At 75.6% G+C, this 25,486-nt stretch carries 18 protein-coding genes; 9 read left to right on the top strand and 9 right to left on the bottom strand.

Annotation, left to right across the window (positions count from 1 at the left end; all coding sequences use genetic code 11):
* Window positions 1-2: 2 nt before the first annotated feature.
* The 7 genes from ACI79D_RS02450 to ACI79D_RS02480 form a co-directional block, all read right to left on the bottom strand.
* Complete coding sequence (locus ACI79D_RS02450; protein WP_456916707.1) at window positions 3-3,083, bottom strand: ATP-binding protein; 3,081 nt, start codon at window positions 3,081-3,083, stop codon at window positions 3-5.
* A gap of 176 nt (window positions 3,084-3,259) precedes the next feature.
* A complete protein-coding gene (locus ACI79D_RS02455) occupies window positions 3,260-4,627 on the bottom strand; it encodes a hypothetical protein (protein WP_456916708.1) in 1,368 nt (455 codons plus the stop codon).
* 89 nt (window positions 4,628-4,716) lie between these two features.
* The gene (locus ACI79D_RS02460) at window positions 4,717-5,388 is read right to left on the bottom strand and encodes a response regulator transcription factor (protein WP_456916709.1); all 672 of its coding nucleotides are present in this window, start codon (window positions 5,386-5,388) and stop codon (window positions 4,717-4,719) included.
* Window positions 5,379-6,050, bottom strand: coding sequence for a sensor histidine kinase (locus tag ACI79D_RS02465; protein WP_456916710.1), 672 nt, complete (start codon window positions 6,048-6,050; stop codon window positions 5,379-5,381). The genes ACI79D_RS02460 and ACI79D_RS02465 overlap by 10 nt, the downstream gene beginning before the upstream one ends.
* The gene (locus ACI79D_RS02470) at window positions 6,050-7,867 is read right to left on the bottom strand and encodes an asparagine synthase-related protein (RefSeq protein ID WP_456916711.1); all 1,818 of its coding nucleotides are present in this window, start codon (window positions 7,865-7,867) and stop codon (window positions 6,050-6,052) included. Before ACI79D_RS02470 ends, ACI79D_RS02465 begins: the two co-directional genes overlap by 1 nt.
* Before the next feature lie 24 nt (window positions 7,868-7,891).
* Entirely contained in the window at window positions 7,892-8,620 is a 729-nt protein-coding gene (locus ACI79D_RS02475; protein WP_456916712.1) for a lasso peptide biosynthesis protein, read from the bottom strand.
* Window positions 8,621-8,654: 34 nt separating this feature from the next.
* Complete coding sequence (locus ACI79D_RS02480; protein WP_456916713.1) at window positions 8,655-8,852, bottom strand: hypothetical protein; 198 nt, start codon at window positions 8,850-8,852, stop codon at window positions 8,655-8,657.
* A gap of 238 nt (window positions 8,853-9,090) precedes the next feature.
* On the opposite strand from ACI79D_RS02480, the gene ACI79D_RS02485 reads away from it, so the two are divergent.
* On the top strand, window positions 9,091-11,823 hold the full coding sequence (locus tag ACI79D_RS02485) for an Hsp70 family protein (RefSeq protein ID WP_456916714.1): 2,733 nt from the start codon (window positions 9,091-9,093) through the stop codon (window positions 11,821-11,823).
* On the opposite strand, the gene ACI79D_RS02490 is transcribed toward ACI79D_RS02485, so the two are convergent.
* Both ACI79D_RS02490 and ACI79D_RS02495 read right to left on the bottom strand, forming a co-directional pair.
* Window positions 11,769-12,026: a hypothetical protein gene (locus tag ACI79D_RS02490; protein ID WP_456916715.1), complete on the bottom strand. Its 258-nt coding sequence runs from the start codon at window positions 12,024-12,026 to the stop codon at window positions 11,769-11,771. The two genes, ACI79D_RS02485 and ACI79D_RS02490, sit on opposite strands and share 55 nt — an antisense overlap.
* A gap of 57 nt (window positions 12,027-12,083) precedes the next feature.
* Window positions 12,084-12,224: a hypothetical protein gene (locus ACI79D_RS02495; RefSeq protein ID WP_456916716.1), complete on the bottom strand. Its 141-nt coding sequence runs from the start codon at window positions 12,222-12,224 to the stop codon at window positions 12,084-12,086.
* Window positions 12,225-12,591: 367 nt separating this feature from the next.
* Between ACI79D_RS02495 and serA the strand changes: the two genes are divergently transcribed.
* The 8 genes from serA (at window position 12,592) to ACI79D_RS02535 (ending at window position 25,485) form a co-directional block, all read left to right on the top strand.
* Window positions 12,592-13,818, top strand: a complete 1,227-nt coding sequence (serA, locus tag ACI79D_RS02500; RefSeq protein WP_456916717.1) for a phosphoglycerate dehydrogenase — start codon at window positions 12,592-12,594, stop codon at window positions 13,816-13,818.
* Window positions 13,819-14,091: 273 nt separating this feature from the next.
* Window positions 14,092-15,129, top strand: coding sequence for a 2,3-diaminopropionate biosynthesis protein SbnA (gene sbnA, locus ACI79D_RS02505; RefSeq protein WP_456916718.1), 1,038 nt, complete (start codon window positions 14,092-14,094; stop codon window positions 15,127-15,129).
* 79 nt (window positions 15,130-15,208) lie between these two features.
* A complete protein-coding gene (locus tag ACI79D_RS02510) occupies window positions 15,209-18,091 on the top strand; it encodes a Pls/PosA family non-ribosomal peptide synthetase (RefSeq protein ID WP_456916719.1) in 2,883 nt (960 codons plus the stop codon).
* 23 nt (window positions 18,092-18,114) lie between these two features.
* The gene (locus ACI79D_RS02515) at window positions 18,115-20,661 is read left to right on the top strand and encodes a non-ribosomal peptide synthetase (protein ID WP_456916720.1); all 2,547 of its coding nucleotides are present in this window, start codon (window positions 18,115-18,117) and stop codon (window positions 20,659-20,661) included.
* Between the two features lie 50 nt (window positions 20,662-20,711).
* Window positions 20,712-21,731, top strand: a complete 1,020-nt coding sequence (locus tag ACI79D_RS02520) for a TauD/TfdA family dioxygenase (protein ID WP_456916721.1) — start codon at window positions 20,712-20,714, stop codon at window positions 21,729-21,731.
* Window positions 21,732-21,766: 35 nt separating this feature from the next.
* Window positions 21,767-22,801, top strand: coding sequence for a 2,3-diaminopropionate biosynthesis protein SbnB (gene sbnB, locus ACI79D_RS02525; RefSeq protein WP_456916722.1), 1,035 nt, complete (start codon window positions 21,767-21,769; stop codon window positions 22,799-22,801).
* A gap of 52 nt (window positions 22,802-22,853) precedes the next feature.
* Window positions 22,854-23,726 (top strand): NAD(P)-binding domain-containing protein, encoded by an 873-nt coding sequence (locus ACI79D_RS02530; RefSeq protein ID WP_456916723.1) that lies wholly within the window; start codon window positions 22,854-22,856, stop codon window positions 23,724-23,726.
* 241 nt (window positions 23,727-23,967) lie between these two features.
* Window positions 23,968-25,485 carry an acyl-CoA carboxylase subunit beta gene (locus ACI79D_RS02535; RefSeq protein WP_456916724.1) on the top strand — a complete coding sequence of 506 codons (1,518 nt, stop codon included), beginning with the start codon at window positions 23,968-23,970 and terminating at the stop codon, window positions 25,483-25,485.
* The last annotated feature ends 1 nt before the right edge of the window (window position 25,486 follow it).

The raw sequence follows: 25,486 nt of genomic DNA on the forward strand, positions 1-25,486 counted from the left end.
CGCTACCCGCCGGTGGTGGTCAGCAGCCGCTCGCAGGTGCCCACGAGGAACCGGGCGACGGTCCGGGTGCCGGTGGAGGACGCCGGGTGCGCCGCGACCTGCTGCCAGTGCGCCAGGTGCTCCCGGGCGGCGCGCACCAGCTGACCGGGTTCGGCGTCCGGACCGCAGCCCAGGCGGGCCGCCGGATCGGTGCCCAGCAGGCCGAGCAGCCGCACCGCCGCCAGGCGCTCGGCCGGCGGCAGCGGCGCGTCAGCGGCGGTGAGCTGGTCGAGCAGGTCGAGCTCGGTGAGCTCGGGCCTCCCCAGCCGGAACCGGTCGAGCTCGTAGAGCAGCGGGTGCGCGTCGCCGGGCGGCGGCGCGCGGTGCAGCAGCGTCGTGAGCGCCGCCACGGCCGCCCGGGCGCGGAACGCCTCGAGCCGGGCCTCCAGCCGGGTCCGCACCAGGTCGGCCAGGTCCACGTAGGCCTGCCGCTCCTGCTCCTCCGAGCGCACCGCGCCGCCCACCGGCAGCACCGTCGCGCACAGCCGGCGCAGCTCCTCGGGCGCCGCCACCCGGCCGGCGTCGTCCGCGGCGGCCCCGTCCCCGACGGCTCCCTCCCCGCCGGCCTCGGCCCCGGCGTCGCCGTCGGCGACCAGGACGCCGAGGACCTGGCTGGGCTGCAGCGCCGCGGCGAGCGCCAGGAGGTCCCGGTAGCAGTCCGCCCCGCGCGCGGTCGACGGCACCAGCAGGACGACGGCGTCGGCACCGGCGGTGATCCCGAGGTCCGGCGACGGATCGGCTCCGTCGGGTGCGGTCCGGTCCAGGCAGGTCATCGGCACGAGGACCGGCGTCTCCTGGGAGGTGGGGGCGCGCCGGCCGGGGGCGTGCAGCGCGCCGTCCAGGCGCCGGCGCACGGCGTCGACGAGGGCCGGGGACGGTCCGGCCAGGCCGATCCTCGGCGGCTCGCCCAGCTGCCGGGTCAGCGTGCTCAGCGACTGCGCGTGGGCCGTCCCGTGGTAGAGGTCGCGGGCCCGCCGGACCATGATCCGGACCTGCTCGAGTGGGCGCGGGGCCGGCACGCCGCCGGGGGTCGGTGGCGGCGCGCCCGGGTCGCCCAGGGGCACCCAGCCCTCGACCCGGGTCCCCTCGCCCGGAGCGGACCGGACGTCGAGGTGCCCGCCGACGCCGGAGACGCGCGAGGTCATGTTGCGCACCCCTCGGCCGAGGGACCCCGAGGTCGCCGGGTCCCATCCCCGCCCGTCGTCCTCGACCGAGAAGAGCAGGTGGTCGCCGGCCCGTTCCAGCCGCACCCGGACCGCCGCGCCGCCCGCGTACTTGCGGGCGTTGTTCACCGACTCCAGGCAGCAGAAGTAGACGGCGGCCTCGACGTCGGGGGAGAACCGCGCGCCGTCCACGCCGGGGGTGTCGAGCCGGACGTGCGGGTCCTGCCCCAGCTCGTCGCGGAGGGCGGCGACCACACCGCGCTGGGCGAGCGCGGCGGAGGACAGGCCGGTGGCGGTCCGGGTGAGGACGGCCTCCGCGGTGTCGAGCTGCCCGAGGATCTGGTCCATCCTCGCGCGCGCCTGCTCCGCCCGCCCGGCGGCGACCTCGTGCTCGGCCAGCCCGAGGGCGAGGCTCAGCGACACCAGGTGGTGCTGGGCGCCGTCGTGGAGGTCCCGCTCGATGCGCCGCCGCTCCCGGTCGGCCTCGGCCACGACCCGGCGGCGCGCGTCGGCGATCTCGGCGGCCCGGGCGACCGAGGTCCGCAGCTGGCGCTCGAGGTCGATGTTGGTCCGCACGGCCTGGAGCACGACCCCGAGGCTGTTCGCGACCGCCCTCAGCAGGTCCTGCCGCTGGTCGTCCGCCCCGGCGACCGCGGCCCGGTCGACCGCGATCGTCCCCACCTCCTGCTCGGCGTGCCGGACGGGGACCTCCAGCGACGTCTCGGCCTCCTCCTCGCCCGGCCGGACCCACTGGTAGCTCCGGTCGCGCAGCCCGGGCCGGTGCACGGTCAGCCGGCACGTGGTCGCACCCAGGCCCCGACCGACCGCCTCCGCGACGCCGGCCAGGTCGGGGACGCCTCCGGTCGCGCCCCGGGGGAGAGCGGCCACGTCGGCCAGCACGCCGTACGGGGCCGGCCTGCTGCCGTACAGCAACCGGTCGACCGCGCGCTCGGTCAGCACGAACACAGGGAGGAAGGCGAGCGCGCACAGCCCGACGGCGACGGCCCGGGTGAGGGCCGGAGAGGCCTGCGACCACCCCAGCACGAACCTGGCCCAGCGGAGGTCGATGAACACGAACAGGCAGCCGATCGCCGCCGTCACCAGGACCACGACCAGCCCGCGGCTGAACCACCGCTGCGCACTCGCGGCGCCGGCCCGCCGGCCGGTCATCAGCACGGCCAGGGCCACGATCGGCAGGGTCAGCCGAGCCGCCCAGTACCAGAGCACGATCGACGGGCGGGACGGGGTCAACGTCAACGGGTTCAGGGCCGTCGGATCGACCAGACCCAGCCCCGGCGTCCGCACCCACACCAGCAGGCCGGTGATGACGGCCAGCGCCGCACCCACCGCGACGGTCGCGACCAGCAGGCCGAAGAGCAGCCGCGCCGGCGCCCGCAGCCGCTCGCTGGTGCTGGTCCGCAACCGCCGGCGCAGGCCGGCGACCCCGACGAGCGGCAGCACGAGCCCGGCCAGGAGCACACAGCGGACCGACGCCGGGAGGAACATGCCCAGGACGGCCGCCCCCGCGACGGCGACCACCGCCGCCACCACCCACCGGCCGGGGCGACCGGGCGGACCGCTCCGCGGTGCCCAGGCCAGCGCGAGCACGAAGGTGACGCAGGTGATCACCGGGAGCACGAGCTGAGGGACCACGTCGACCTGGTCGAACCCGGTGACGGTGGCCAGCACCTCGTCCGCCGCGGCCGACTGCAGGCTGAAGGCGGCGGCCGAGGCGGCCAGCGCGGCCCCGAGCACGCCGTGTGCCGGGTCGCGGGCGCCGTGCACCAGCAGGGCGCCCGCGAGGACGAGGGCCAGCACGCCCAGCCCGGCATCCGGGACGAGCTGGGACAGGGGCTCGCTGCGCGAGATCCCGGCGGTCACCGCCCGGGTCCACAGGCCCCCTCCCTCCGTTCCCGGGGAGCCGCCCGCGACGCCCGGGAACCGGCTCGCCACGCCGACGAGCACCCCGAGGACCAACCAGCAGGCCGACAGAAGGGCGCTGCCCACGAGGACGGCCGTGATCCAGGTACGGCTCCGGAGCCCGGCGTCCTCGCCGGTCACCGGACCGCGACCTCCGCCTCGACGGCGCGCTCCACCACCGGCTCCACCCGGTCGGGCACCCAGGCGCGGACGACGAGGTGCGGACCGCCGCGGCCGGCGGCGCCGTCCTCCGTCGGGCCGGTGATCTGCAGACCGCCGCCGAGCGCGACCAGGCGGTCGGCGTCGTCGGCGAGCACCGCCTCGAGGCGGCCGGGGGGCACCGGCGGTGCGGGATCGTCGAGGACCGCGCTGAGCTCGCCGCCGCACTCCTCCAGGTGCAGGCTCAGCTCCCGTTCGGCGGGTCGTCCGGCCAGCTCGCGCAGCGCCGAGGCGGCGGCGTAGTAGAGGCCGGACTCCAGCTCCCAGGCCGCACGCGACCCGAGCTCCGCGGAGAGCCGGACCGGCCGGGGCAGGTCGGCCACGACCTCGTCGAGCGCCGCGGCCGGCCCCTGGTCGCGGAGCACGGACGGGTACACGCCCCGCGCCACGGTGCGGAACCGGTCGAGCAGGTCGTCCAGCCGGGCCCGGGCACGGGCGAGCTCCTCCCGGACCGGCGTGAGGTCGTCCGGCGCGTCGGCCAGGCCGGCGCGGGCCGCCGCCAGCTCGGCGCGCAGCCCGGCCAGGCGGTCACCCGTGGCGTGCGAGAGCTCCGCGATCAGTCGCCGGCGGGCGGCCTCCCGGGCGGAGTCGAGGCGCCGGCGGGACGCCCCGAGCTCCTCGGCCAGCTCGGCGGCCCGCCGGACCCGCTCGCTGAGCTCGGCGTTGAGCGAGACCACGCGGAGGGGGAGCGTCGCTCCGTTGGCGACGTCGTGGAGCAGTTCCCGGTCGGCCACGGTGACCGACGCCGGCTTGGTGATCGTCAGCGCGGCCCGGAGCGCCCCCGCGTCGAGCACCGGCACGACGGAGTCGACGTCCGGCTGCACGAGCAGGTCCGCGAGCCCCGGCACGCTCCGGCCGGGGGGAGGGGTGCCCCCCGCGTCCGGAGGATGGTGGGCGGCCTCCACCAACCGGTCCCCGACGGCCAGCCAGACCGCGGCCCGGACCGCCCCGGTGCCCTCGGCCAGCACCTGCGCCAGGCCGGGGAGGACCTCCTCCAGGGATCCCGCCTGGATCCGCCGGGCCGCCTCGGCCAGCGCCGAGTACGGGCTCGCCAGGCTCCGGCCGGCCACGCGGGCGACCGCGCGCTCGAGCGGGGGCCACACCAGGAAGAGCGCGACGGTGGCGACGCCGGCGGCGAGGAACGGCAGCAGCAGGAGGAGCTGCCGGTTCATCGCCAGCGCCGTGATCAGGCCGTGGCCACCCCAGGCGAAGGCGAGGAGCACTGCCGCCACGCCGCCGGTGACCAGCAGCCAGCCGAGCAGTGCCGCGGAGCGGACACGGGTCATCGTCACCACCGACCCACGCCCGGCGCACGCCGGCCGGGCCGTGCGCTCACGCTAGGCCCAGGCGCAGGCGCGGCCAACCCCTTCCCGGCTCAGGAGCGGTCGTCGTCGCGTTGCGCCCGCAGGTAGGTGAGGACGGCCAGGACCCGGCGGTGGTGCTCGGTGGCGTCCTCGGCCAGCTGGAGCTTGCCGAAGATGCTGGCGATGTGCTTCTCCACCGCCTTGGGGGTGACGAACAGCTGCGCGGCGATCCCGTTGTTCGACCGGCCCTCGGCCATCAGCCGCAGCACGTCGAGCTCGCGCGGCGACAGCGAGTCGATCGCGCCCTTCTTCTCCCCGCGGGGGTGCTCGACCAGGCGCTTGGCCAGGACCGGCTCGATGACGATCTCACCGGCGCCGATGCGGGCGAGCGTGTCGCTCAGGACGTCGACGCTGCCGACCTTCTCCTTCAGCCGGTAGCCGATGGCCTCGGTGCCGATCTGCAGGATCCGCATCAGGTAGTGGGACTCGGCGTAGTGGGAGAGGAAGAGCAGTCCCATGTCGGCGTGCAGGGCCCGCAGCCGTTCGGCGGTCACGAGGCCGCCGTCGGGTCCCGGGGGCATCCGGATGTCCAGGATCGCCACGTCGGCCCGCTCGCTGTCCAGCAGTTGGACCAGCGCGTCCCCGTCGGCGGTGGAGCCGACGACCTCGTGGCCGGCGGCCTCCAGCAGCATCAGCAGGCCCTCACGGAAGAGGGCGCCGTCCTCGGCCAGGGCTACTCGCACGGGATCCTCACCTCGATCGTCCCCGAGCCGGGCTCCCCGGCGACGCCCACCTGGCCGCCGAGCCCCCGGACGTGGCCCAGGATGCCCCCGGCGTGCCGGGTCGGCACGCCGTCCAGGCAGATGACCAGCGCCTCCCCGTCGCGGCGCAGCACCACCTCGGCGGGTTCACCGCCGGCCTCGAGCCGGGCGAGGCAGTCGGTGACGGCGAAGTAGGCGGCCCCCTCGACGTCCGGGCAGAAGCGGTCGGCCGGTGCCACGACGCGCAGGGGGACGGCGACCCGGTCGGCGAACTCGCCCAGCGCCGCGCCCAGCCCGGCCTGGTCCAGCAGCGGCGGGTAGATCTCCCGCGAGACCTCCCGCAGCTCCTGCAGGACCGTGTGCAACTGGTCCTGCAGGTCGTCGATCGAGAGCCGGAGGGCGTCCTCGTCGTCGGGGAGCTTCTTGCGGACCACGCCGAGCTGCGGTACGAGCGCGGAGATCTGCAGGGCCGCGCCGTCGTGCAGCCGGCGCTGCAGGCCCCGCCGGCGCAGCCACCGGTCGCGCTCGGCCTGCCGGGGGCCGACCGACCCCAGGTCGGCCGCTTCCGCCGGCGGTCCGTTCGCGGCAGTGCGCTCCCGGCCCGCCGCAGTCCGGTCGTCCGGCGACTGCGCAGGCGGAATCATCACCTCGAGATCCTCCGCCGGGCCGGACCTGCCGGGAAGGGGGCGCGCCCCCTGCCCGGGGTGGGGCTGCCCCCCGGTTCCACCGGGCCCGCCTCCGCTTCCTGGAGCAGCCACCGCGCGAGGGTGAGGGCGAGGTTGAGCGGGTGCAGCTCCGGGACGGCGAGGCCGCCGACGGCGCCGCGATCCAGGGCCGCGGCGAGGGCCCCGGCGTCCAGGATGCCCAGGTCGGCGACCTCGGGGGAGCCGACGAGCTCCACCAGCCGGTCCCGGTTGCGCAGCAGCCCGCGGTAGTAGACCTCGTTGAAGTGCCCCTTGCGCCGGCGCGTGAGGATCGGCTCGGGGAGCAGGCCGTCCATCGCGGCGCGCAGCAGCGGCTTGCTCGTCGCCGGGTCCGGGCGGGTGGTCGCCAGCACCCGCAGCCCCTCCCGGAGGACCCGCCGGTCGAGGAAGGGGTGGGCGACGATCAGCCCGGCGGGGGCGGCCACCGCCCAGCGGACCGGGTCCCCGGTCCGGGCGCGGATGCCGGCCAGGGCGAACCCGACCGCGGGCACGGGGTGCGACGCGGCCTCGGACACGGCCCGCTCGGCCATCCGGTCGGCCAGGGCCGTGTCCCGGGCGAACCCCGGCCGCACCCACGCCGGGACGGCGGGGGCCCGGCGGCGCCGGCGGGCGAGCAGGGGGTCGAACCCGAAGGGCCGCAGCACCGTCCACGGGTCGGTGTCGTCCGCCGCCGCCCAGCGCCGCGCCTCCCGCCAGGCCGTGCCCAGCCGCCCCCGGCGCAGGTCCTCGGCCAGGGAGAAGGGGTGGGTGTCGAGCACCTCGTCGGCGCCGATGCCGGTGAGGACCCGCTGCGCCCCGGCCGCCACCGCCGCGAGCGTGAGCGCCCGGTCCATGCCCAGGCGCCACAGCCCGGGGTAGGGCTCCTCGTGCCGCGGCGGGTCGGCGAAGACGTCGAAGTCCAGCAGGTCGTCCCCGTCGAGTCGCACCGACGGCAGGCCCGGCACCATCCCGAGCGCCTGCTCGACGTAGGGCGTCTCCCGCGCGAGCAGGGCGAGGTCCCGGTACACGACCGAGATGCCGGCCACCAGCCGGCACCGGCCGACCGCGGCGGCGTCCGCCGCGCAGCGCAGCACGGCGGAGGAGTCCAGCCCGCCGGAGACGTGGCAGGCCACCGTGCCGACCGCGCGCTCGGCGACCGCGGCGGCGAGCACCTCGCGGTAGTCGGCCGCGGCCCGGGCCGGCGTGTCCCCCCGGCCGCGGACGGCGTCCAGCGGGGCGAACAGCGGGCGGACGACCGTCCGGCGCGACGGCAGCTCCACCTCGAGCGCCGCGCCGGCCGGGACCCGCCGGACCCCGCGGAACGGCGTGCTCGTCCCGGCCGGCTCGTTGGTGGGGGAGGGCTCGGCGAGGTAGCCGGCGAGGTGGTCGAGGTCCAGGTCGGCCGGCCGGCCGCGCACCCGGTGGAGCGTGGCGAGGTCGGTCGCGACGACGACCTGCTCGCCGCGACGCTCGGAGTAGAGCCGATGCCCGCCCGTCGGGTCCCGCACCGCGAGCACCCGCCCGGCCGCCTCGTCCTGCAGCAGGAACGCGAAGTCGCCCTCCAGCGCGGCGAGGCCGGCCCGGCCCCGCCGGCGGTACACGCGGGCGATCGCCTCGGCGTCGCCGGCCGGGCCCACGTGCAGGTCCGCGCGGTGGTGCAGCTCCCCGAGCAGCAGCACGGTGACCCCGCCGCCGCGGGAGGTCGAGGTGAGCCCGCCCGTCGCGGTCAGCGCGACGCCGGCCGGGCCGATCGTCGCGACCAGCCGGCTCTCGCTCATCGGGCGGTGCTCACCGAACGGTGCTCATCGTGCGACGGCCACCGGCTGGAAGGCGGCACACAGGTCCGGCTGGTCGCCGAGCACCGCGCCGCCGAGCACGTCCCCGTCGTCCACCGTGCCGACGACCACGTCCCCGCCGTCCACCGTGGCCCCCTCCACGACACACCAGCTGTGGGTGGCCAGCGGGTAGAAGCTCAGGCCCAGCACCACGGCCGCCGGCAGCCCCGCCCTCCGCGCCTCGGCCAGGCTGACCACGGCCCGTTCCTTGCACGTGTGCCCCAGCACGCTGCCGCTGGCCGAGCGGCGCACGCGCCGGTCGATCGCGGCCGCGGACGACCCGCCCGGACCGTCCCGGGTCGGCAGCGACGTCCACCACCGCAGCGTGCGGTACCACCCCGCCGTGGCGAAGCACAGACGGGCCGCGGCCAGCAGCGCCCAGGTCCGGAGCGGCGGGGAGCCCACCCGGCACAGCGCGGACAGCAGCGGGACGACGAGCCGGTCCAGCCACTGGCCGCGCGCAGCCGACGGGGCGCGGCCCAGGCCGGCCGGCAGGTCCGCGAGCAGGTCGTCGAGATCGGCCGCGACCTGCTGTTCGGGCACCCCGTGCCGCCGGGCGGCGCCGCGCACCGTCCCGGTGCGACCAGCGCGCGGCAGGTCGGCGAGCAGCTCGGCGGCGATCGGGTCGACCGCGTAGAAGGAGCCGGCGAGGTCGAGCAGGCGGCCGCTGCCGTCCGGCGCCCGCACCAGCAGCACGTCGGGGCGGAGCCCGATGGCCGGGCCGGCGGGCTCAGGGTTCCATGTAGTAACCGGTGTAGCCGTCCTGGTTCTTGCCGAAGAGGCCCCCGCGGACCAGGCGCGCGGCCGGGCCGACGAGGAAGGCCTGCGGCCGGCGGTACTCCGGCCGTGCGACGGCGTTCGGGACTCCGGCCTCGTCAGCGGCCGACCGGTCAGGGGCGTCCACCCTCCGGACGTCGGGATCGGACATGGGGACCTCCTGGAGGTGTGGGGACGTCCGCGGCGGGCCCTCACCGTGAGGCGACGTCACAGACCACGCTCACCATGGTCACGCCGGGTGCGCGGCGCACGGAAGAGGGCGTCCCCTACCTCGGGGTAGGGCAGACCCCACCTCCCGGGAGGGCGATGAGGCCCCCGTCCTCGTCATCGGTCACTAGGCTGCTCGCACGTCAGCGGAGGCGCAGCGGACTGCTGTCCCAGGGGGCGACGTGGACTACAGCCTCGGGGTCGACCTCGGCACGACGTGTGTCGCGGCCGCGGTCGCGCGCGCCGGACGGGTGGACATGGTCCCGCTCGGTGACCGGTCCGTGGTCATCCCCTCCACCGTCTACGTCCGGGACGACGGCTGGCTCGTCACCGGTGACGCCGCCGCGCGCCGGGCCGTGAGCAACCCGGACCGGGTCGCGTCGGAGATCAAGCGCCGGCTGGGGGACCCGACCCCGCTCATGCTCGGTGGTTCCGCCTACCCGGTGACCGACCTGCTCGGCGTGCTGCTCCGGGACGTGTTGGCGAAGGTCGACGCCGAGCACGGCGGCCCGCCCGGCGCGGTGGTGCTCACCCACCCCGCGACCTGGGGGCCCTACCGGCGGGAGCTGTTCGAGGAGGTGCCCCGCTCCGCCGGCGTGGAGCACTGGCGGATGGTGTCCGAGCCCGAGGCCGCCGCCGCCCACTACGCGGCGACCCGCGAGATGGCGGTGGGCGAGGTCATCGCCGTCTACGACTTCGGGGGCGGCACGTTCGACGCGACCGTCGTGGGCCGCACCGAGGCCGGCATCGAGGTGCTGGGCACCCCGGAGGGGATCGAGCGGCTCGGCGGCGCCGACCTGGACGAGGCGATCCTGACCTTCGTCAACCACGCCGCGGGCGGCGCCCTCGCCGAGCTGGACCTCGGCGACGCCCGGACCGTCGTCGCGCTGGCCCGGCTGCGGCAGGACTGCGTCCTGGCCAAGGAGGCGCTGTCCCTCGACACGGAGACCGTCATCCCGGTGTTCATCCCGGGCCGGCACCAGGACGTCGCGCTCACCCGCGACCAGTTCGAGGCCATGATCCGGGCCCAGGTGGAGTCCACGATCGGCACGCTCAACCGGGCGCTGCGGTCGGCGGACATCCCGCCCAGCCGGCTGTCGGCGGTGCTGCTGGTCGGCGGTTCCGCGCAGATCCCGGTCGTCGCGCGGATGGTCGGCGAGCAACTGGGCTGCCCGACCATCGTCGACGCGCACCCCAAGCACCCGGTCGCCCTCGGGGCGGCCACCGTGGGCGCGACACCGGGATCGCTGCCCGGCCCGGTCGGGGCAGCGATCCCCGCACCGGCCCGGGGAGCCCGACCGGAGCCCGCGGCGGGGGAGACCGCGCCGGTCGCCGACCGTCGGGTGGCCGGGGCCGCGCTGCCGACCCCGCGGTCCTCCGTCGGAGGGGACGCCCCCGGGGACCGACATGCCGCGCCCGAGGCCGACCGGGCCCCGGCCGGGAACGGGCGGCCGGGCATGCTCCGGGAGGCGGCCGGCCTCGCCGCCGGTGCGGCCACGGTGGCCGGCGCCTCGACCGGCCAGGCGCCACCGGCACCCGAGGTCGCCGGCGCGGTGGGTACCCCGGCCGCCGGAGGCGCGGGCGCGGCGCCGCCCGTCGCACCGGGCGCGCCGCCGGGCGACCGGCCCGCGGGCGGCGACGGCCCGGCCGGCCGTCCCCCGGGTTCCCCGGGCGCGGGGCCCCCGCCCGGCGGACTCCCTCCCGGCGACGGCGGACCCGGCGGACCGCCCCTGCCGCCGGAGCCCCCGGACACCACGCTCGGCACGGGCAGGCCCCCGCCGGGTGCGGGACCCGACCGCGGCCCGGCCTGGTGGGCGGGCCGCCGGAGAGCGCTGGTCGCGGTCCTCGGCGCGGTGGTGGTCGTCGCCCTGGTGGTCCTGCTCGCCGTCGTCCTGACCCGGCCCGACGGCGCGGCCGACGAGGGCACCGACCCGTCGGCGTCGACCTCGGCACCGTCCGACGCCGGGACGGCAGCGCCGCCACCGCCCCCGTCGGCCGCGCCGGCGGTGCCGATCCCGTCACTGGGCACGCCCGTACCGGCCGGGCCGACCCCCAACTTCGTCGCCGTCGCGCCCAACGGCGACCAGCTCTACGTGGCCAACGGCGCCGCCGGGACCATCACCGTCGTCGACACGGCGGTCGACACCGTGACCGCGACGATCGACGTGCCCGCCGGCCCGCCGCAGTACCTGGCCTTCTCTCCCGACGGGCGGCGCATCTACGTCAGCGTGTGGAACGACGAGCGCACGATCGCGGCGCTGGTCGTCGTGGACGCCACCCGCAACGCCGTCATCGAGACGATCCCGATGGCCAGCCGGCCGTTCGTCCCCGCCGTCACCCCGGACGGGCACCGGGTCTACGTGCCCAACCACGACACGGGCAACATCGCGGTCATCGACCCGCACGGGGACGCCGAGCTGTACTACATCACCGTGCCGCCCAACCCGCACTGGGTGTCGTTCTCCGGCGACGGCACGCGCGCGTACGTGGCCAACCACGAGTCGAACCTCGTGTCGGTCGTGGACGTCGCGAGCAACGAGGTGGTCGCGACCGTGCCCGTCGAGACCAGCCCGCACAGCCTGGCCGTCCACCCCACCCGGCCGCTGGTCGGCAACGTCAACTACGACGCCGCCTCGGTGACGTTCGTCGACACGACCACCAACACCCTGGTGGCGACCGTCCCGGTCGGTCAGAACCCGCAGTACTTCACCTGGTCCGCGGACGGCCGGTTCGCCTACACGGTGAACAACAGCGAGAACACCGTCTCGGTCATCGACGCCGAGACCTTCACGGTCACCGCGACCGTCCCGACCGGGGCGTCGCCGACGTCGATGGCGGTCCTGCCCGACGGGACGACCGCCTACGTCAGCGACGAGGACGCCGGGACGCTCACCGTGCTCAACGTGGGCAGCTGATCGGCGTCCCAGCACCGGGGGTCGGACAGCTCCAGGTGGAGGTCCAGCAGGGCGTCCACGCGCGTCCGGGCCTCGGCGACGGCGGCACGGGAGGCGGGGGTGTCCTTGACCTGCTGGGCGAGGCGGGCGGCGACGAGGTCCTCCCGCGCCTGCGCGAGGTCGGTGGTGAGTTCGTCCACGAGGGTGTGAGCGGGCGAGAGCATCGGGGTCTCCTGGTGCGGTGGCCGGCGGGCGGGTCGTGGTGCGGTGGGGGAGCGGGGTCAGGCGGCCATGGCCGGGCTCGGGTGCTGCGGAGCCGTGGCGCCGGTCCGGTGGTGGTGCAGGCGGGTGAGGTGCCAGGCGGTGCAGTCGGCGCAGGAGGCGATCCAACGGCTGTGGCGGAAGCACCGGGTGGTGGTCATCGCCGGCTCCTCGGGGAGTGGGTCGGGTTTCTCGGTCTGCGATGAGCGTCGCCGGGCCCCCGCGCCGGGAACATCGAGCCAACCCCCCAGACGGCGCCGCCGATCCCCCGATTCCGTCCGGGGTCGGCCCGACGCCGTCGAGGGGACCGCACGCGGGCTGTCCCTACCTGCACGAGGGGGTGGGAGCCGGCCGATCCGGGGGTCTGCTCGATGGCCCGGCGGGACCGTCGACGACAGCGTTTCTCCCTGCCATCGCGAACGAAGACGACGCCTCCCCTGGAGACCGTGCGCCGCGCGGCGTCACCTGCGCGGGAACGCTCCCTGCCCAGTCGGCCGAGTGCGTCGAGCTGATCAAGGGAGATCTCGCATGACCACTCCGGCATCCCCGACCCCGCTGCGGGCCCTGCTGGTCGAGGGCATCCACCCGGCCGCCGCCGACCTGCTGGCCGCGGCCGGCGTCGTCGTCGAGCAGGTGGACCGGGCGCTGGACGAGCACGAGCTCGTCGCGCGGCTCGACGGCGTCCACGTGCTCGGTCTGCGTTCGGGCACGTCCGTGACCGCCGACGTCCTGGCGAAGGCCCCGGACCTCCGGGCGGTCGGGGCGTTCTGCATCGGCACGAACCAGATCGACCTGCAGGCGGCCACCGAGCGCGGTGTGGCGGTGTTCAACGCGCCGTTCTCCAACACCCGCAGCGTGGTCGAGCTGGCCCTGGCCGAGATCATCGCGCTCACCCGCCGGATGACGGTGCACAACGACGCCATGCACACCGGGCTGTGGCGCAAGTCGGCCAAGGGCAGCCACGAGGTGCGCGGCCGGCGGCTGGGCATCGTCGGGTACGGCAAGATCGGCAGCCAGCTGTCGGTGCTCGCCGAGGCGCTCGGCATGCGCGTGTCGTTCTACGACACCGCCGACACCCTCGCCCTGGGCAACGCCCGCCGGTGCGCCACTCTCGACGAGGTGCTCCAGTGCTCGGACGTGGTGTCCTTGCACGTCGACGGTCGGCCCGGCAACAGCGGCATGTTCGGCGAGGAGCAGTTCGCGAAGATGCTGCCCGGCTCCCTCTTCCTCAACCTGTCCCGCGGCTTCGTCGTCGATCACCAGGCCCTGCGCCGGAACATCGACAGCGGCCACCTGGCCGGCGCAGCCGTGGACGTGTTCCCGGAGGAGCCGGCGGCCGCCGGCGATCCCTTCGAGTCCGACCTGCGCGGGCTGCCCAACGTGATCCTCACGCCGCACGTCGGTGGCTCCACCGAGGAGGCGCAGGAGGACATCGGCGAGTTCGTCGCCACCAAGCTGCTCGGCTACCTGGAGCGCGGCGCCACGGGCCTGTCGGTCAACCTGCCCGAGGTGCAGGTGCCCCGCTCGGCCGACACCACCCGGCTGGTGCTGCTGCACCGCAACCAGCCGGGCGCGCTGGCGCACATCGACAGCGTGCTGGCCGAGGGCGGTCTCAACGTGGAGCAGCAGGCGCTGGCCACCTCCGGGTCGGTGGGCTACGTGGTCACCGACGTGGGCGGCCCGATCGGTCCGGCCGTCGTCGACCGGTTGCGCGCGCTGCCCGAGACCATCCGGCTCGACGTGCTGCCCGCCTGAGCCGGGCTCGGCGCACCGGCGCCCCGCTCCCCGTCGGGAGCGGGGCGCCGGCGTGCGCTCGTCCCCGTCCGGGCCGGCGTCCCCGCCCTCGACGGTGGGGTTGCGGGGTGGGGTCCACCCCCGGTGAGGACTCGGGACCGGGCCGCCGGTTCTGGGGGAAGCCCGATCGATCCCCGGTCGGTCCCGCAGCAGTCTTCCTGTGAGCGAAACGCACCGTCTGCGAGAACCCGCACTCCGCGCCAATGCCGGCGCCATCCCGACAGGGGGACCGACGTGCCCATCATCTCCGCTCCGCACGAGTTCAACGAGGACGACCTGTACGTCGACCTCCACCCGGTCTTCGGCCGGTCCCTCTTCCTCAAGTGCGAGGGCTTCAACTTCGCCGGCTCGGTCAAGCTGAAGGCCGCCACCCGGATGGTCGAGACCGCCGAGCGCCGCGGGCGGCTGCGGCCCGGGTCCATCCTGGTGGAGTCCTCCTCGGGCAACCTGGGCGTGGCCCTGAGCATGATCGCCGCCAGCAAGGGCTACGGGTTCCGGTGCGTGACCGACGCCCGGTGCAACCTGCAGACCCGGCAGCTGATGGAAGCGCTGGGCGCCGAGGTGCACGTCATCACCGAGCCGGACCCGGTCCACGGCCTGCTCGGGGCGCGGATCAACTACGTGAAGGCGCTGTGCGCCGCCGACGACCGGTACGTCTGGCTCGACCAGTACGGCAACCCGGACAACTGGGGAGCGCACTACCGGACGACGGCACCGGCGATCGCCCGCCAGTTCCCCGACCTGGACGTGCTGTTCGTCGGCGCGGGCACGACCGGCACGCTGATGGGCTGCGCCCGCTGGTTCCGCGAGTGGCACCGCCCCGTCCGGATCGTGGCCGTGGACGCCGTGGGCTCGGTGTCCTTCGGTGCCGAGCCGGGCCGCCGGATGATCCCCGGCCTGGGCATGGGCATGCGTCCTCCGATGCTCGACGACTCCTACGTCGACGAGGTCACCTGGGTCGAGGAGACCGACACCATCCGCACCTGCCACCGGCTGGCCCGGCGCGGCTACCTGTTCGGCGGCTCCACCGGGACCGTGGTCAGCGGCGCGATCGACTGGCTGGCCCGCCACGACGCGGAGGGCCTCACGGCGGTCACCATCTCGCCCGACCTCGGTGAGCGCTACCTCGACACCGTCTACCAGCCCAACTGGGTCCAGGACCTCTACGGCGAGGACGCGCTGCAGGTCGACGAGCCGGCCCGGCCGGCGCCGGTCGTGCCGCAGCCGCGGTCCCCGCAGTCCCCGTCGTCCGTCCTGTCCGCCCTGCGATGAGGCGCAGCACCACCTCCGACAGCACACCCCCGGGCACGTGCCCGGACCACTCCCTCCACCGGCGCAAGGAGTTCTGAACGTGGGAAACCCGATCGCGGTCCTGACGGCCGCCCCGGCAGCGGCCCCGGCCCCGTCCGACGCAGCCCCGCCCGGGGACCTGCAGACCGCCCTGGGCGCCGTGCTGGCCGACGTGCTGGGCGTCGGGCAGGTGCCCGCGGACAGCGACTTCTTCCAGGACCTGGGTGCCGACTCGATGGTGATGGCCCGGTTCTGCGCGCGGGTGCGCAAGCGGGCGGACCTGCCGTCGATCTCGATGAAGGACGTCTACCGGCACCCGACTGTCGCCGGCCTGGCGGCGGCGCTGGCCCCTGACGAGACCCCCGCGGCGGCGTCCGCGCCCGCCCCGGCCGAGGCCGCCCTCGCGGAGGTGCTCGCCGGGGTCCTGCAGGTCGACCACGTCCCGGTCGACAGCTCCTTCTTCGACGACCTGGGCGCCGACTCGATGGTCATGGCGCAGTTCTGCGCCCGGGTGCGGAAGCGGCCGGACCTGCCGTCGGTGTCGATGAAGGACGTCTACCGGCACCCGACGGTGCGCAGCCTGGCCGAGGCGTTCCGCGCCGTCCCGTCCGCCCCCGCCTCGCCGTCCGCCACCGCCGCGCCGGACGTGCCCGCCCCGGTGGCGCCGGCACCTGCCGAGGCGCCGCGGCCGGCTCCGGCGGGGGCCGCGCTGCACGTCCTCTGCGGGGTCCTGCAGGCGCTGTTCTTCTGTGGCTACTGCCTGCTGGTCGCGATCATCGGTGTGGCCGGCTACGACTGGATCGCCGCGGGCGGGGGCATCGTCGACGACTACCTGCGGTCGGTGGTCGTCGGCGGCGGCACCTTCCTCGGCCTCGCGACCCTGCCGATCGCGGCGAAGTGGCTGCTGGTGGGCCGGTGGAAGGCCGGGGAGTTCCCGGTCTGGGGCCTGCGCTACGTGCGCTTCTGGATCGTCAAGACGCTGGTGCAGAAGAACCCGCTGGTCCTGGTGCTCAACGGCACCCCGCTCTACCCGCTCTACCTGCGGGCGCTGGGCGCGAAGGTCGGCCCCGGCGTGGCGGTCTTCGCCAAGATCGTGCCGGTGGCGACCGACCTGCTCACCATCGGCAGCGGCACCGTCGTCCGGAAGGACGCGGTGGTCCCCGGCTACCGGGCGCACGACGGACGGATCCAGCTCGGCCCGGTCACCTTCGGCGCCGACGTCGTCGTCGGTGAGTCGTCGGTCATCGACATCGGGACGTCGATGGGCGACGGCGCCCAGCTCGGCCACCGCTCGTCGCTGCAGGCCGGTCAGGCCGTGCCGGCGGGCCAGAGCTGGCACGGGACGCCGGCCCGCCGCGCGGACGTCGACTACTCGCTCATCCCGCCGGCCCGCTGCAGCACCCGCCGCCGGGTGACCTACTCCGTGCTGAAGCTGCTCGGCCTGCTGTTCGTGGACCTGCCGCTGGCCATCGGCGCGGTCGCCCTCCTGGTGCTCGTCGTCCCCGGGCTGGGACGGCTGCTGGAGGCCGGCCCGATGGTGATGACCAGCGCCTCGTTCTACCTCGACGCAATGGTCGTCTCGCTGGTCCTGTACCTCGGCGGCATCCTCGTCGGCCTCGCGGTCATGACCACCGTCCCCCGGGTGCTGGGCAGGTTCGTCACGCCCGGCCGGGTCTACCCGCTCTACGGGGTCCACTACTCCCTGCAGCGCACGGTCACGCGGATGACGTCGGCCAAGTACCTGCTCAAGCTCACCGGCAACAGCTTCGCCGTCGTCCACCTCCTGCGGAGCCTGGGCTACGACCTGGGCCGGTACGTGCAGACCGGGTCGAACTTCGGCGAGGGGGTCAAGCACGACAACCCGTACCTGACCTCGGTCGGCGCCGAGACGATGGTCGCCGACGGGCTGTCGGCCATGAACGTCGAGTTCTCGAGCACGTCGTTCACGGCGTCCCAGGTGCGGATCGGCGCGCGCAGCTTCCTCGGCAACGCGATCGCCTACCCGCCCGAGGCCCGGACCGGGGACGACGTCCTGCTGGCGACCAAGGTGATGGTGCCCATCGACGGGCCGGTCCGGGAGGGCGTCGGGCTGCTCGGCTCGCCGGCCTTCGAGATCCCGCGCACCGTCCTGCGGGACGCGACGATCGACGACCACCTCCAGGCACCGGGCGAGCTGGCCCGCCGCCTGGCCGCGAAGCGGCGGCACAACCTCGGCAGCATGGGCCTGTTCCTGCTGCTCCGGTGGGCGAACTTCTTCGGCACGACCCTGATCACCCTGGCCGGCTTCGAGCTGCACGACCGGTTCGGCGCCGTGTCCGTCGCGGGCGCGATGGTGCTCAGCGTCCTGTTCGTCACCGCCTTCGGCATCGTCGTGGAGCGCGCGTCGACGGGCTTCCGGCCGCTGCAGCCCCGGCAGTGCTCGATCTACGACCCGTACTTCTGGTGGCACGAGCGGTTCTGGAAGCTGGCCTGGCAGCCGGCCTTCTACAACGGCACGCCGCTCAAGCCGGTCGTGCTGCGGCTGCTGGGAGCCCGGGTCGGGCGCCGGGTGTTCGACGACGGCCTGGGCATGCCGGAGCGGACGCTGGTCACCATCGGCGACGGCTGCACCTTCAACGCCGGCAGCACCGTGCAGTGCCACTCCCAGGAGGACGGCGGCTTCAAGCTCGACCGGATCACCATCGGCTCCGGCGTCACCGTCGGCGTGGCCGCCTGGGTCCACTACGGCGTGACGATCGGCGACGGCGCCGAGATCGGCCCGGACGCCTTCCTCATGAAGGGCTCCGAGGTCCCGGCGCGCACCCGGTGGGCGGGCAACCCGGCCGAGGAGGTCGGGGAGGTCCCCGCGCCCCTGCCCGCTCCGCCCGCTCCCCTCGAGGTGGCCGACCTGGTGCCACCGCAGCACACGTCCGCACCCATCCCCGTGTCCGCGTTCCAGCGGTGAGTGAGGAGACCCCCCTGATGGTCATGGCAACGACGCGTTCCGGCCGCGAGTTCTGGCGCGAGGTGCTCCTCGCCGGCGGGTCGACGGCGATCCCGCGGTGGACCCTCGACCCGCGGCCCGGCACCGCCGGACACGAGGCGCCGCTGCCCGGCGGGCTGACCAGGGCAGTGCGCCGGCTGGCCGGCGAGCTGGGGGTGCCGGCGTCGGCGGTGTTCCTGGCCGCGCACGCCCGGGTGGTCGCGGCGCTGTCCGGGGAGACCGAGGTGGTCACCGGCCACCTGGCCGGGGGCGGCGCGGGACCGCTGCCGTGCCGACTGCCGGTGGACGCCGGCTCGTGGCGGGACCTGGTGGGCGCCGCGGCCGCGGCCGAGGCGGGGCTGCGGGCGCACCGGGAGGTGCCCCTGGCCGCGCTGCGCGCCGAGCTGGGTGTGGCCGGCCCGACGTCGGAGGTGGCCTTCGACCCGGCCGGCGACGGGGAGCTGCCCGAGGGCGCGGTGCTGCGGATCGGGGTGGCCGGGGACGGGGCGCGGCTGGTGCTGCGCCACCGTGAGGACGCCCTGGACGCGGGCGCGGCGGCGCGGATCTGCGGCTACCACCGCACGGCCCTGGCCCAGCTGGTCGCCGACCCCGACGCCGACCCGCTGGCGGGCAGCCTGCTGTCGGCGGAGGAGGCACGGCTGCAGCTGGACGGGATGGCCGGCCCGCACCGGGAGCTGCCCGACCGGCGGGCGCACGAGCTGTTCGAGGAGCAGGCCCGGATCCGGCCGGACGACGTCGCCGCCGTCCACGAGGACCGGCAGGTCACCTACGGGGAGCTCAACGCCCGCGCCAACCGGCTGGCCCGGGCGCTGCGGGCCCGCGGGCTGGCCGCCGAGGACGTCGTCGCGGTGGTCACCGAGCGGGACCTGGACTGGCTGACCGCGGTGCTGGCGGTGTTCAAGGCCGGCGGCGCCTACCTGCCGATCGAGCCGCACTTCCCGGCCGACCGCATCGCGCGGACACTCTCGCGGTCCGGCGGGCGGCTGGCACTCACCACGCCCGGCGCCCGCGCCGGCCTGGACACCGCCCTGGCGCAACTGCCCGGCGTGGTCGTGCTGGACGTCGCCGCCGGCATCGGCGAGGGCCACGACGACACCGACCTGGGCATCGAGGTCGCCCCCGACCAGCTGGCCTACATCTACTTCACCTCCGGTTCCACCGGGGAGCCCAAGGGTGCGATGTGCGAGCACGCCGGCATGCTCAACCACCTGTTCGCCAAGATCGACGACCTGGGCGTCGTCGAGGGTTCGGCCGTGGCCCAGGTGGCGCCGCAGTGCTTCGACATCTCGCTGTGGCAGCTGGTCTCCGCGCTGCTGGTCGGCGGCCGCACCCTGCTGGTGCCCCAGGACGTGGTCCTCGACGCCGAGCGGTTCGTCGACCTGCTGGCCACCGAGCGGGTGGCGGTGGTGCAGGTGGTGCCCTCCTACCTGGAGGTGGTGCTCTCCTACCTGGAGGCCCACCCGCGGCCGCTGCCGCACCTGCGGTGCGTGTCGGTCACCGGGGAGGCGCTGAAGAAGGAGCTCGCCGCCCGCTGGTTCGCGACGGCGCCGGGCATCGCGCTGGTCAACGCCTACGGGCTGACCGAGACCAGCGACGACACCAACCACGAGGTCATGCACGCCCCGCCGGCCGGTGACCGCATGCCGCTCGGGCCGCCGGTGGCCAACGTGGAGATCCGCGTCGTCGACGCCCACCTGGCCCCGGTGCCGCTCGGCGCGCCCGGGGAGATCGTCTTCGCCGGCGTGTGCGTCGGCCGCGGCTACGTCAACGACCCTGAGCGGACCCGGGCGGCGTTCGTGCCCGACCCGCACCGGCCCGGTCGGCGGCTGTACCGCAGCGGCGACCACGGCCGCTGGCGGCCCGACGGCAAGCTGGAGTTCCTCGGCCGCCGCGACAGCCAGGTCAAGATCGCCGGCTTCCGGATCGAGATCGGCGAGATCGAGAACACCCTGCTGCGCACGCCGGGGGTGCGCGACGGCGCGGTGGTCGTCGCCGAGGCGGCCGACCGCAGCCGGCACCTGGTGGCCTTCTACTCCGGCCCACGGCCGCTGGAGGTCGACGAGCTGCGGGCCCGGCTGGCCACGTCGCTGCCGGTCTACATGGTCCCGAAGGCCGTCCACTGGCAGGAGTCCCTGCCGCTGACCGCCAACGGCAAGATCGACAAGAAGGCGCTCACCGCCCTCGCCGCGGACCTCGCCGCCGCCGACGGCGACGCACCCGCCCCGGCCACGCCGACCGAGCAGCGGGTGGCCGCCGCCTGGGCCCAGGTGCTCGGCATCGGCGAGGACCAGATCGGACGCGAGGACTCGTTCTTCGAGCGCGGGGGCACGTCGCTCACGGCGGTGAAGCTGGCGATCGCCCTCTCCCGGGCGGTCTCGATCAAGGACGTCGTCGCCCACCCCGTCCTGGCCGACCTCGCCGCCCTCGTCGACGCCAGGTCCTCGGGCGGTCCCGGCCTCCCCGCGACGCCGCCGGAACCGGCCGCCACTGGAGCCGCGACGTGCCGGCCCGCATCGGTGGGACCCCGGTGACCGCCGCCCCCCACCGGCCCGCCCCCGCACCCCGACCGGAGGACACCGACGTGTCGTCGTACCCCGCAGCAGCACTGCCCGCCGTGGACCTGCAGCCCGGCCGCCCTCCGCTCGTGGAGGTCGGGGCCGCCGGCGACGCGGCGGCCTGGGCGACCGCGCACCGGGACGCCGTGCGCGCGGCGGTCACCGAGCACGGCGCGCTGCTCGTCCGCGGCCTCGGCCTGGCGGACGCCGGCACCGTGGCCGCCGTCTGCGACCGGCTGGCCGACCGGCTGGTGCCGGAGCGGGAGGCGTTCGCGCCCCGGGAGCCGGTGGTCGGCGGCGTGTACTCGGCCACGCCCTGGCCGGCGAACCAGCAGATGTGCGTGCACCACGAGCAGAGCTACGCCCTGGAGTTCCCCGGGCTGCTGCTGTTCGCCTGCCTCGTCGCGCCGACGGCGGGCGGAGCCACCCCGCTGGCCGACGCGGCGGCCGTCCTCGGCGCGCTGCCGCCCGCGCTCGTCGAGCGGTTCGAGCGGCACGGGTGGCTGCTGACCCGCACCTACAACGACGAGATCGGCGCCTCGTGGGCCGAGGCCTTCGGCACCGACGACCCCGCCGCCGTCGAGCGGTACTGCCGGGCGGCCGCGATCGAGTTCGCGTGGCAGCCCGACGGCGGCCTGCGCACCCGCCAGCGGCGCAGCGCCGTGGTCCGGCACCCGGTCACCGGGGCGCGCTGCTGGTTCAACCAGGTCGCCTTCCTCAACGAGTGGACCCTCGCCCCGGAGATCCGCGAGTACCTCGTCGAGGTCTACGGCGAGGACGGCCTGCCGTTCACCACCCGCTTCGGCAACGGCGACCCGATCGGCGCGGACGTCGTCGCGACGATCAACGAGGCGTACGAGGCCGCCACCGTGGCCGAGCCCTGGCAGGCCGGCGACCTGCTGCTCGTCGACAACACCCGCACCGCCCACGGCAGGCAGCCGTTCGAGGGCCCCCGCGAGGTGCTCGTCGGCCTGGCCGACCCGGTGCACCTGACCGACCCGGTGCACCTGACCGACCCCGCTCCGACCGTCGAGGTGGCCCGGTGACGGCCACCCGCGGACCCGACCCCAGGGAGACCCCCGTGCCCCAGCCGACCGCCGTGCCGTCGTTCGCCGTCATCTCCGGAGGGCAGGTGCAACAGGCCCTCGCCGGCCGCGAGAAGGAGGTCGTCGACCTGGTCGAGGCCACCTACCGGCTGCACGGCGCCGGGGACTCGGTCAACCCGCCGTCGTACTTCCTGCGCTTCCCGGACCGGCCGTCGTCCCGGATCATCGCCCTGCCCGCCTCGATCGGCGGGGACGTGCGGGTGGACGGCCTGAAGTGGGTCTCCAGCTTCCCGGACAACGTCGCGGCCGGGATCCCGCGGGCGTCGGCGGTGCTCATCCTCAACGACCACGACACCGGCTACCCGTTCGCCTGCCTCGAGGCCTCCGTCATCAACGCCACGCGCACGGCCGCCTCGGCCGCGCTCGCCGCCGACCGGCTCTCGCGGGGCCGGTCGCGGCCCACCCGCGTCGGCTTCTTCGGCGTCGGGCTGATCGCCCGCTACATCCACACCTTCCTGGCCGGCACCGGCTGGACCTTCGACGAGATCGGCGTCCACGACACCGCGCCCGACAGCGCGGCCGGCTTCCGCGGCTACCTCGAGCGGACCGGGACGGCGGCGACGATCACCGTGCACGACACCGCCGAGGACCTGATCCGCTCCAGCGACCTGGTCGTCTTCGCCACCGTGGCCGGCACCCCGCACGTGTCCGACCGGTCCTGGTTCGACCACGACCCGCTGGTCCTGCACGTGTCCCTGCGCGACCTCGACCCCGACATCCTGCTCACCTGCGCCAACGTGGTCGACGACGTCGAGCACTGCCTCAAGGCCGACACCTCGCCGCACCTGGTCGAGCAGCGCACCGGCAGCCGCGACTTCCTCACCGGCACCCTCGACGACGTCCTCACCGGCCGGGTGACCGTGCCGGCCGACCGGCCGGTCGTCTTCTCCCCGTTCGGCCTCGGGGTGCTCGACCTCGCCGTCGGCAAGTACGTCTACGACGAGGTGACCCGCGCCGGCGACCTGCGGGTCGTCGACGACTTCTTCACCGACCTGCGCCGCCATGGCTGAGCGCAGCAGCGTGTCCATCCACCGCACGTCCACACCCGAACGAGGAGACGTCATGTGCCGTACGACCAGTGTCGGTGTGATCGGCCTGGGGGCCACCGGGCGGACGGTCGCGCGCCGGCTGCTCGACCACGGGTTCGAGGTCACCGTGCACGACCGCGACGCCTGGACGGTGACGACGATGGTGGAGACGGGGGCGAAGCCCGCGCGCATCCCGGCGGACGCGGCCGAGCCGGCCGACCTCGTCTTCGTCTCCGTGCCCGACGAGGCCGCCGCCGACGAGGTGCTGTTCGACCTCGGGGGAGTGGGGGAGACGCTGCGGGACGGCGGGATCGTCGTCGTGCCCTCCTCCACGGGCCCGGTCTTCGTGCTCTCGGCTGCCGCGCGCCTGGCCGCGTTCGGGGTGCACACCGTGGAGGCGTGGTTCGTCGGGGACGCCGGCGGCACGGCGACCACCGTGTTCGCCGGTGGCAGCTGCGAGGGGTTCACGGCGGCTGCGCCGGCGCTCGAGGCGGCGGCGGAGCGCGTCGTGCACGTCGGTCCGCTGGGCTCGGTCTGCGCGCTGAGGGCCGCCGTGGACTCGCTGGGACGTCCTCCTGCGGCGATCCCCGTCGGCGGCGACGCGCTGCCCCGCCCGAGGCGCGGCGAGGGGACGGACGGTGCACCTCCGGGCGTCCTGACCCTCGACGAGTTGTCGGGCGTGGTGGACACCGTGCGCCGGCGGGAGCAGCGACCGGAATCGCGCGGAGCGGCAGTCGAGCCCCGGTCCGGGGCCAACTGCCTGGGGCTCGGGTCGTCGCAGTTCCAGGACGTCATCGCCGAGCTGGAGCGCAGCTGCGGCATCCCCCTGCTCCGGGAGGCCGCGCAGTGCAGCACCCCCGCGGAGCTCGTGGCACTGGTCAACCGGCAGGTGACGTCGGGCGTGTGACCGGCCCGCTACCGACGGTCACCTGGAGAACTGAGGAGAGCGCGTGCTGACGAACGGGTGGAACGGGTCGGCCTGGCCGGTGGAGGACGCCGGCCATCCGCACCCCCACACGAGGAACCGGGGCGAGGGGACGCACCCGGCGTCGGTCACGCCCCTGCGCCCCCGCCGTGGGGGAGCGGCGCACCCGTCCCCACCGGCCCGGCCGGAGCCACCCGGGTCCCTGCGGGAGGCCACCGCCCGGGTGGCGCGCCGCCGGCGCGAGGCGGTGGAGGGACCGGCCACGTCGACGCGGCCGCGCACCCCCGGGAAGCTGACCGCGCGGGAGCGGATCGACCTGCTGCTCGACGAGGGCTCGTTCGTCGAGGTGGGCCCCTTCGCCCGGCACCGGGCGACCGGGTTCGGCATGGAGCGCCGCCGTCCGGACACCGACGGGGTGGTGACCGGCTGGGGCACGGTCGACGGCCGGCGGGTGTGCGTCTTCGCGCACGACCCCCGGGTCTTCGGCGGGGCGCTCGGGGAGGTCTTCGCCAGCAAGATCCACACGGTGATGGACCTGGCCGAGTCCATGGGCGTGCCGATCGTCGGGCTCAACGAGGGCGGCGGCGCGCGCATCCAGGAGGGCGTCGACGCCCTGGCCGGGTTCGGCGGCATCTTCCGGCGCAACGTGCGCGCCTCGGGGGTCATCCCGCAGATCTCGGTCGTGTTCGGCGCGTGCGCGGGCGGGGCCGTGTACTCACCGGCGCTCACCGACTTCGTCTTCACCGTCCGCGACGCGGCGAAGATGTTCATCACCGGCCCGGACGTCGTCGCGGCGGTGACCGGGGAGCGGATCAGCCCGGAGGACCTCGGCGGATCGGCCGTCCACGCGACCCGCACCGGCGTCTCGACCTTCGTCTCCGACGACGAGGAGAGCTGCCTGGAGGACGTCCGCCACCTGCTGTCCTTCCTGCCCGCCAACAACCAGGAGGAGCCCCCGGAGGCGGCGTCGTCGGACCCGGCGGACCGGTCCTGCGAGGCGCTGCTCGACGTCGTCCCCGTCCAGCCCCACCGGGCCTACGACGTCCGTGACGTGATCGCCGAGGTCGTGGACGACGGCGACTACCTCGAACTGCACCCGCAGTGGGCCCGCAACATCGTCTGCGCGCTGTCGCGGCTCGGCGGTTCCGTGGTCGGCATCGTGGCCAACCAGCCGTCGGTGCTCGCCGGGGTGCTCGACATCGACGCCGCGGAGAAGGCCGCCCGGTTCGTCCGGACCTGCGACGCGTTCAACATCCCGCTGGTGACCCTGGTCGACGTCCCCGGGTTCCTCCCCGGGGCCGAGCAGGAGCACGCCGGGATCATCCGGCGCGGCGCGAAGCTGCTCTACGCCTACTGCGACGCCACCGTGCCCCGGATCCAGCTGATCCTCCGCAAGGCCTACGGCGGCGCCTACATCGTCATGGACTCCAAGGCCGTCGGCGCGGACCTCTCCTTCGCCTGGCCGTCCAACGAGGTCGCCGTCATGGGGGCCGACGCCGCGGCCAGCATCATCTTCCGCAAGGAGATCGCGGCCGCCGAGGACCCCGAGGCGACGCGAGCGGAGCTGGTGTCGGAGTACGCCGACCGGCTGATGACCCCCTTCGCCGCGGCCGAGCGCGGCCTGGTGGACGACGTCGTCGACCCGCGGGACACCCGCGCGGTCCTCATCCGGTCCCTGGCGCTGCTGCGCTCCAAGCGGCAGGTGCTGCCGCACCGCAAGCACGGCAACGTGCCGCTCTGAC

It is taken from the genome of Geodermatophilus sp. SYSU D00708 (genome assembly GCF_054050115.1).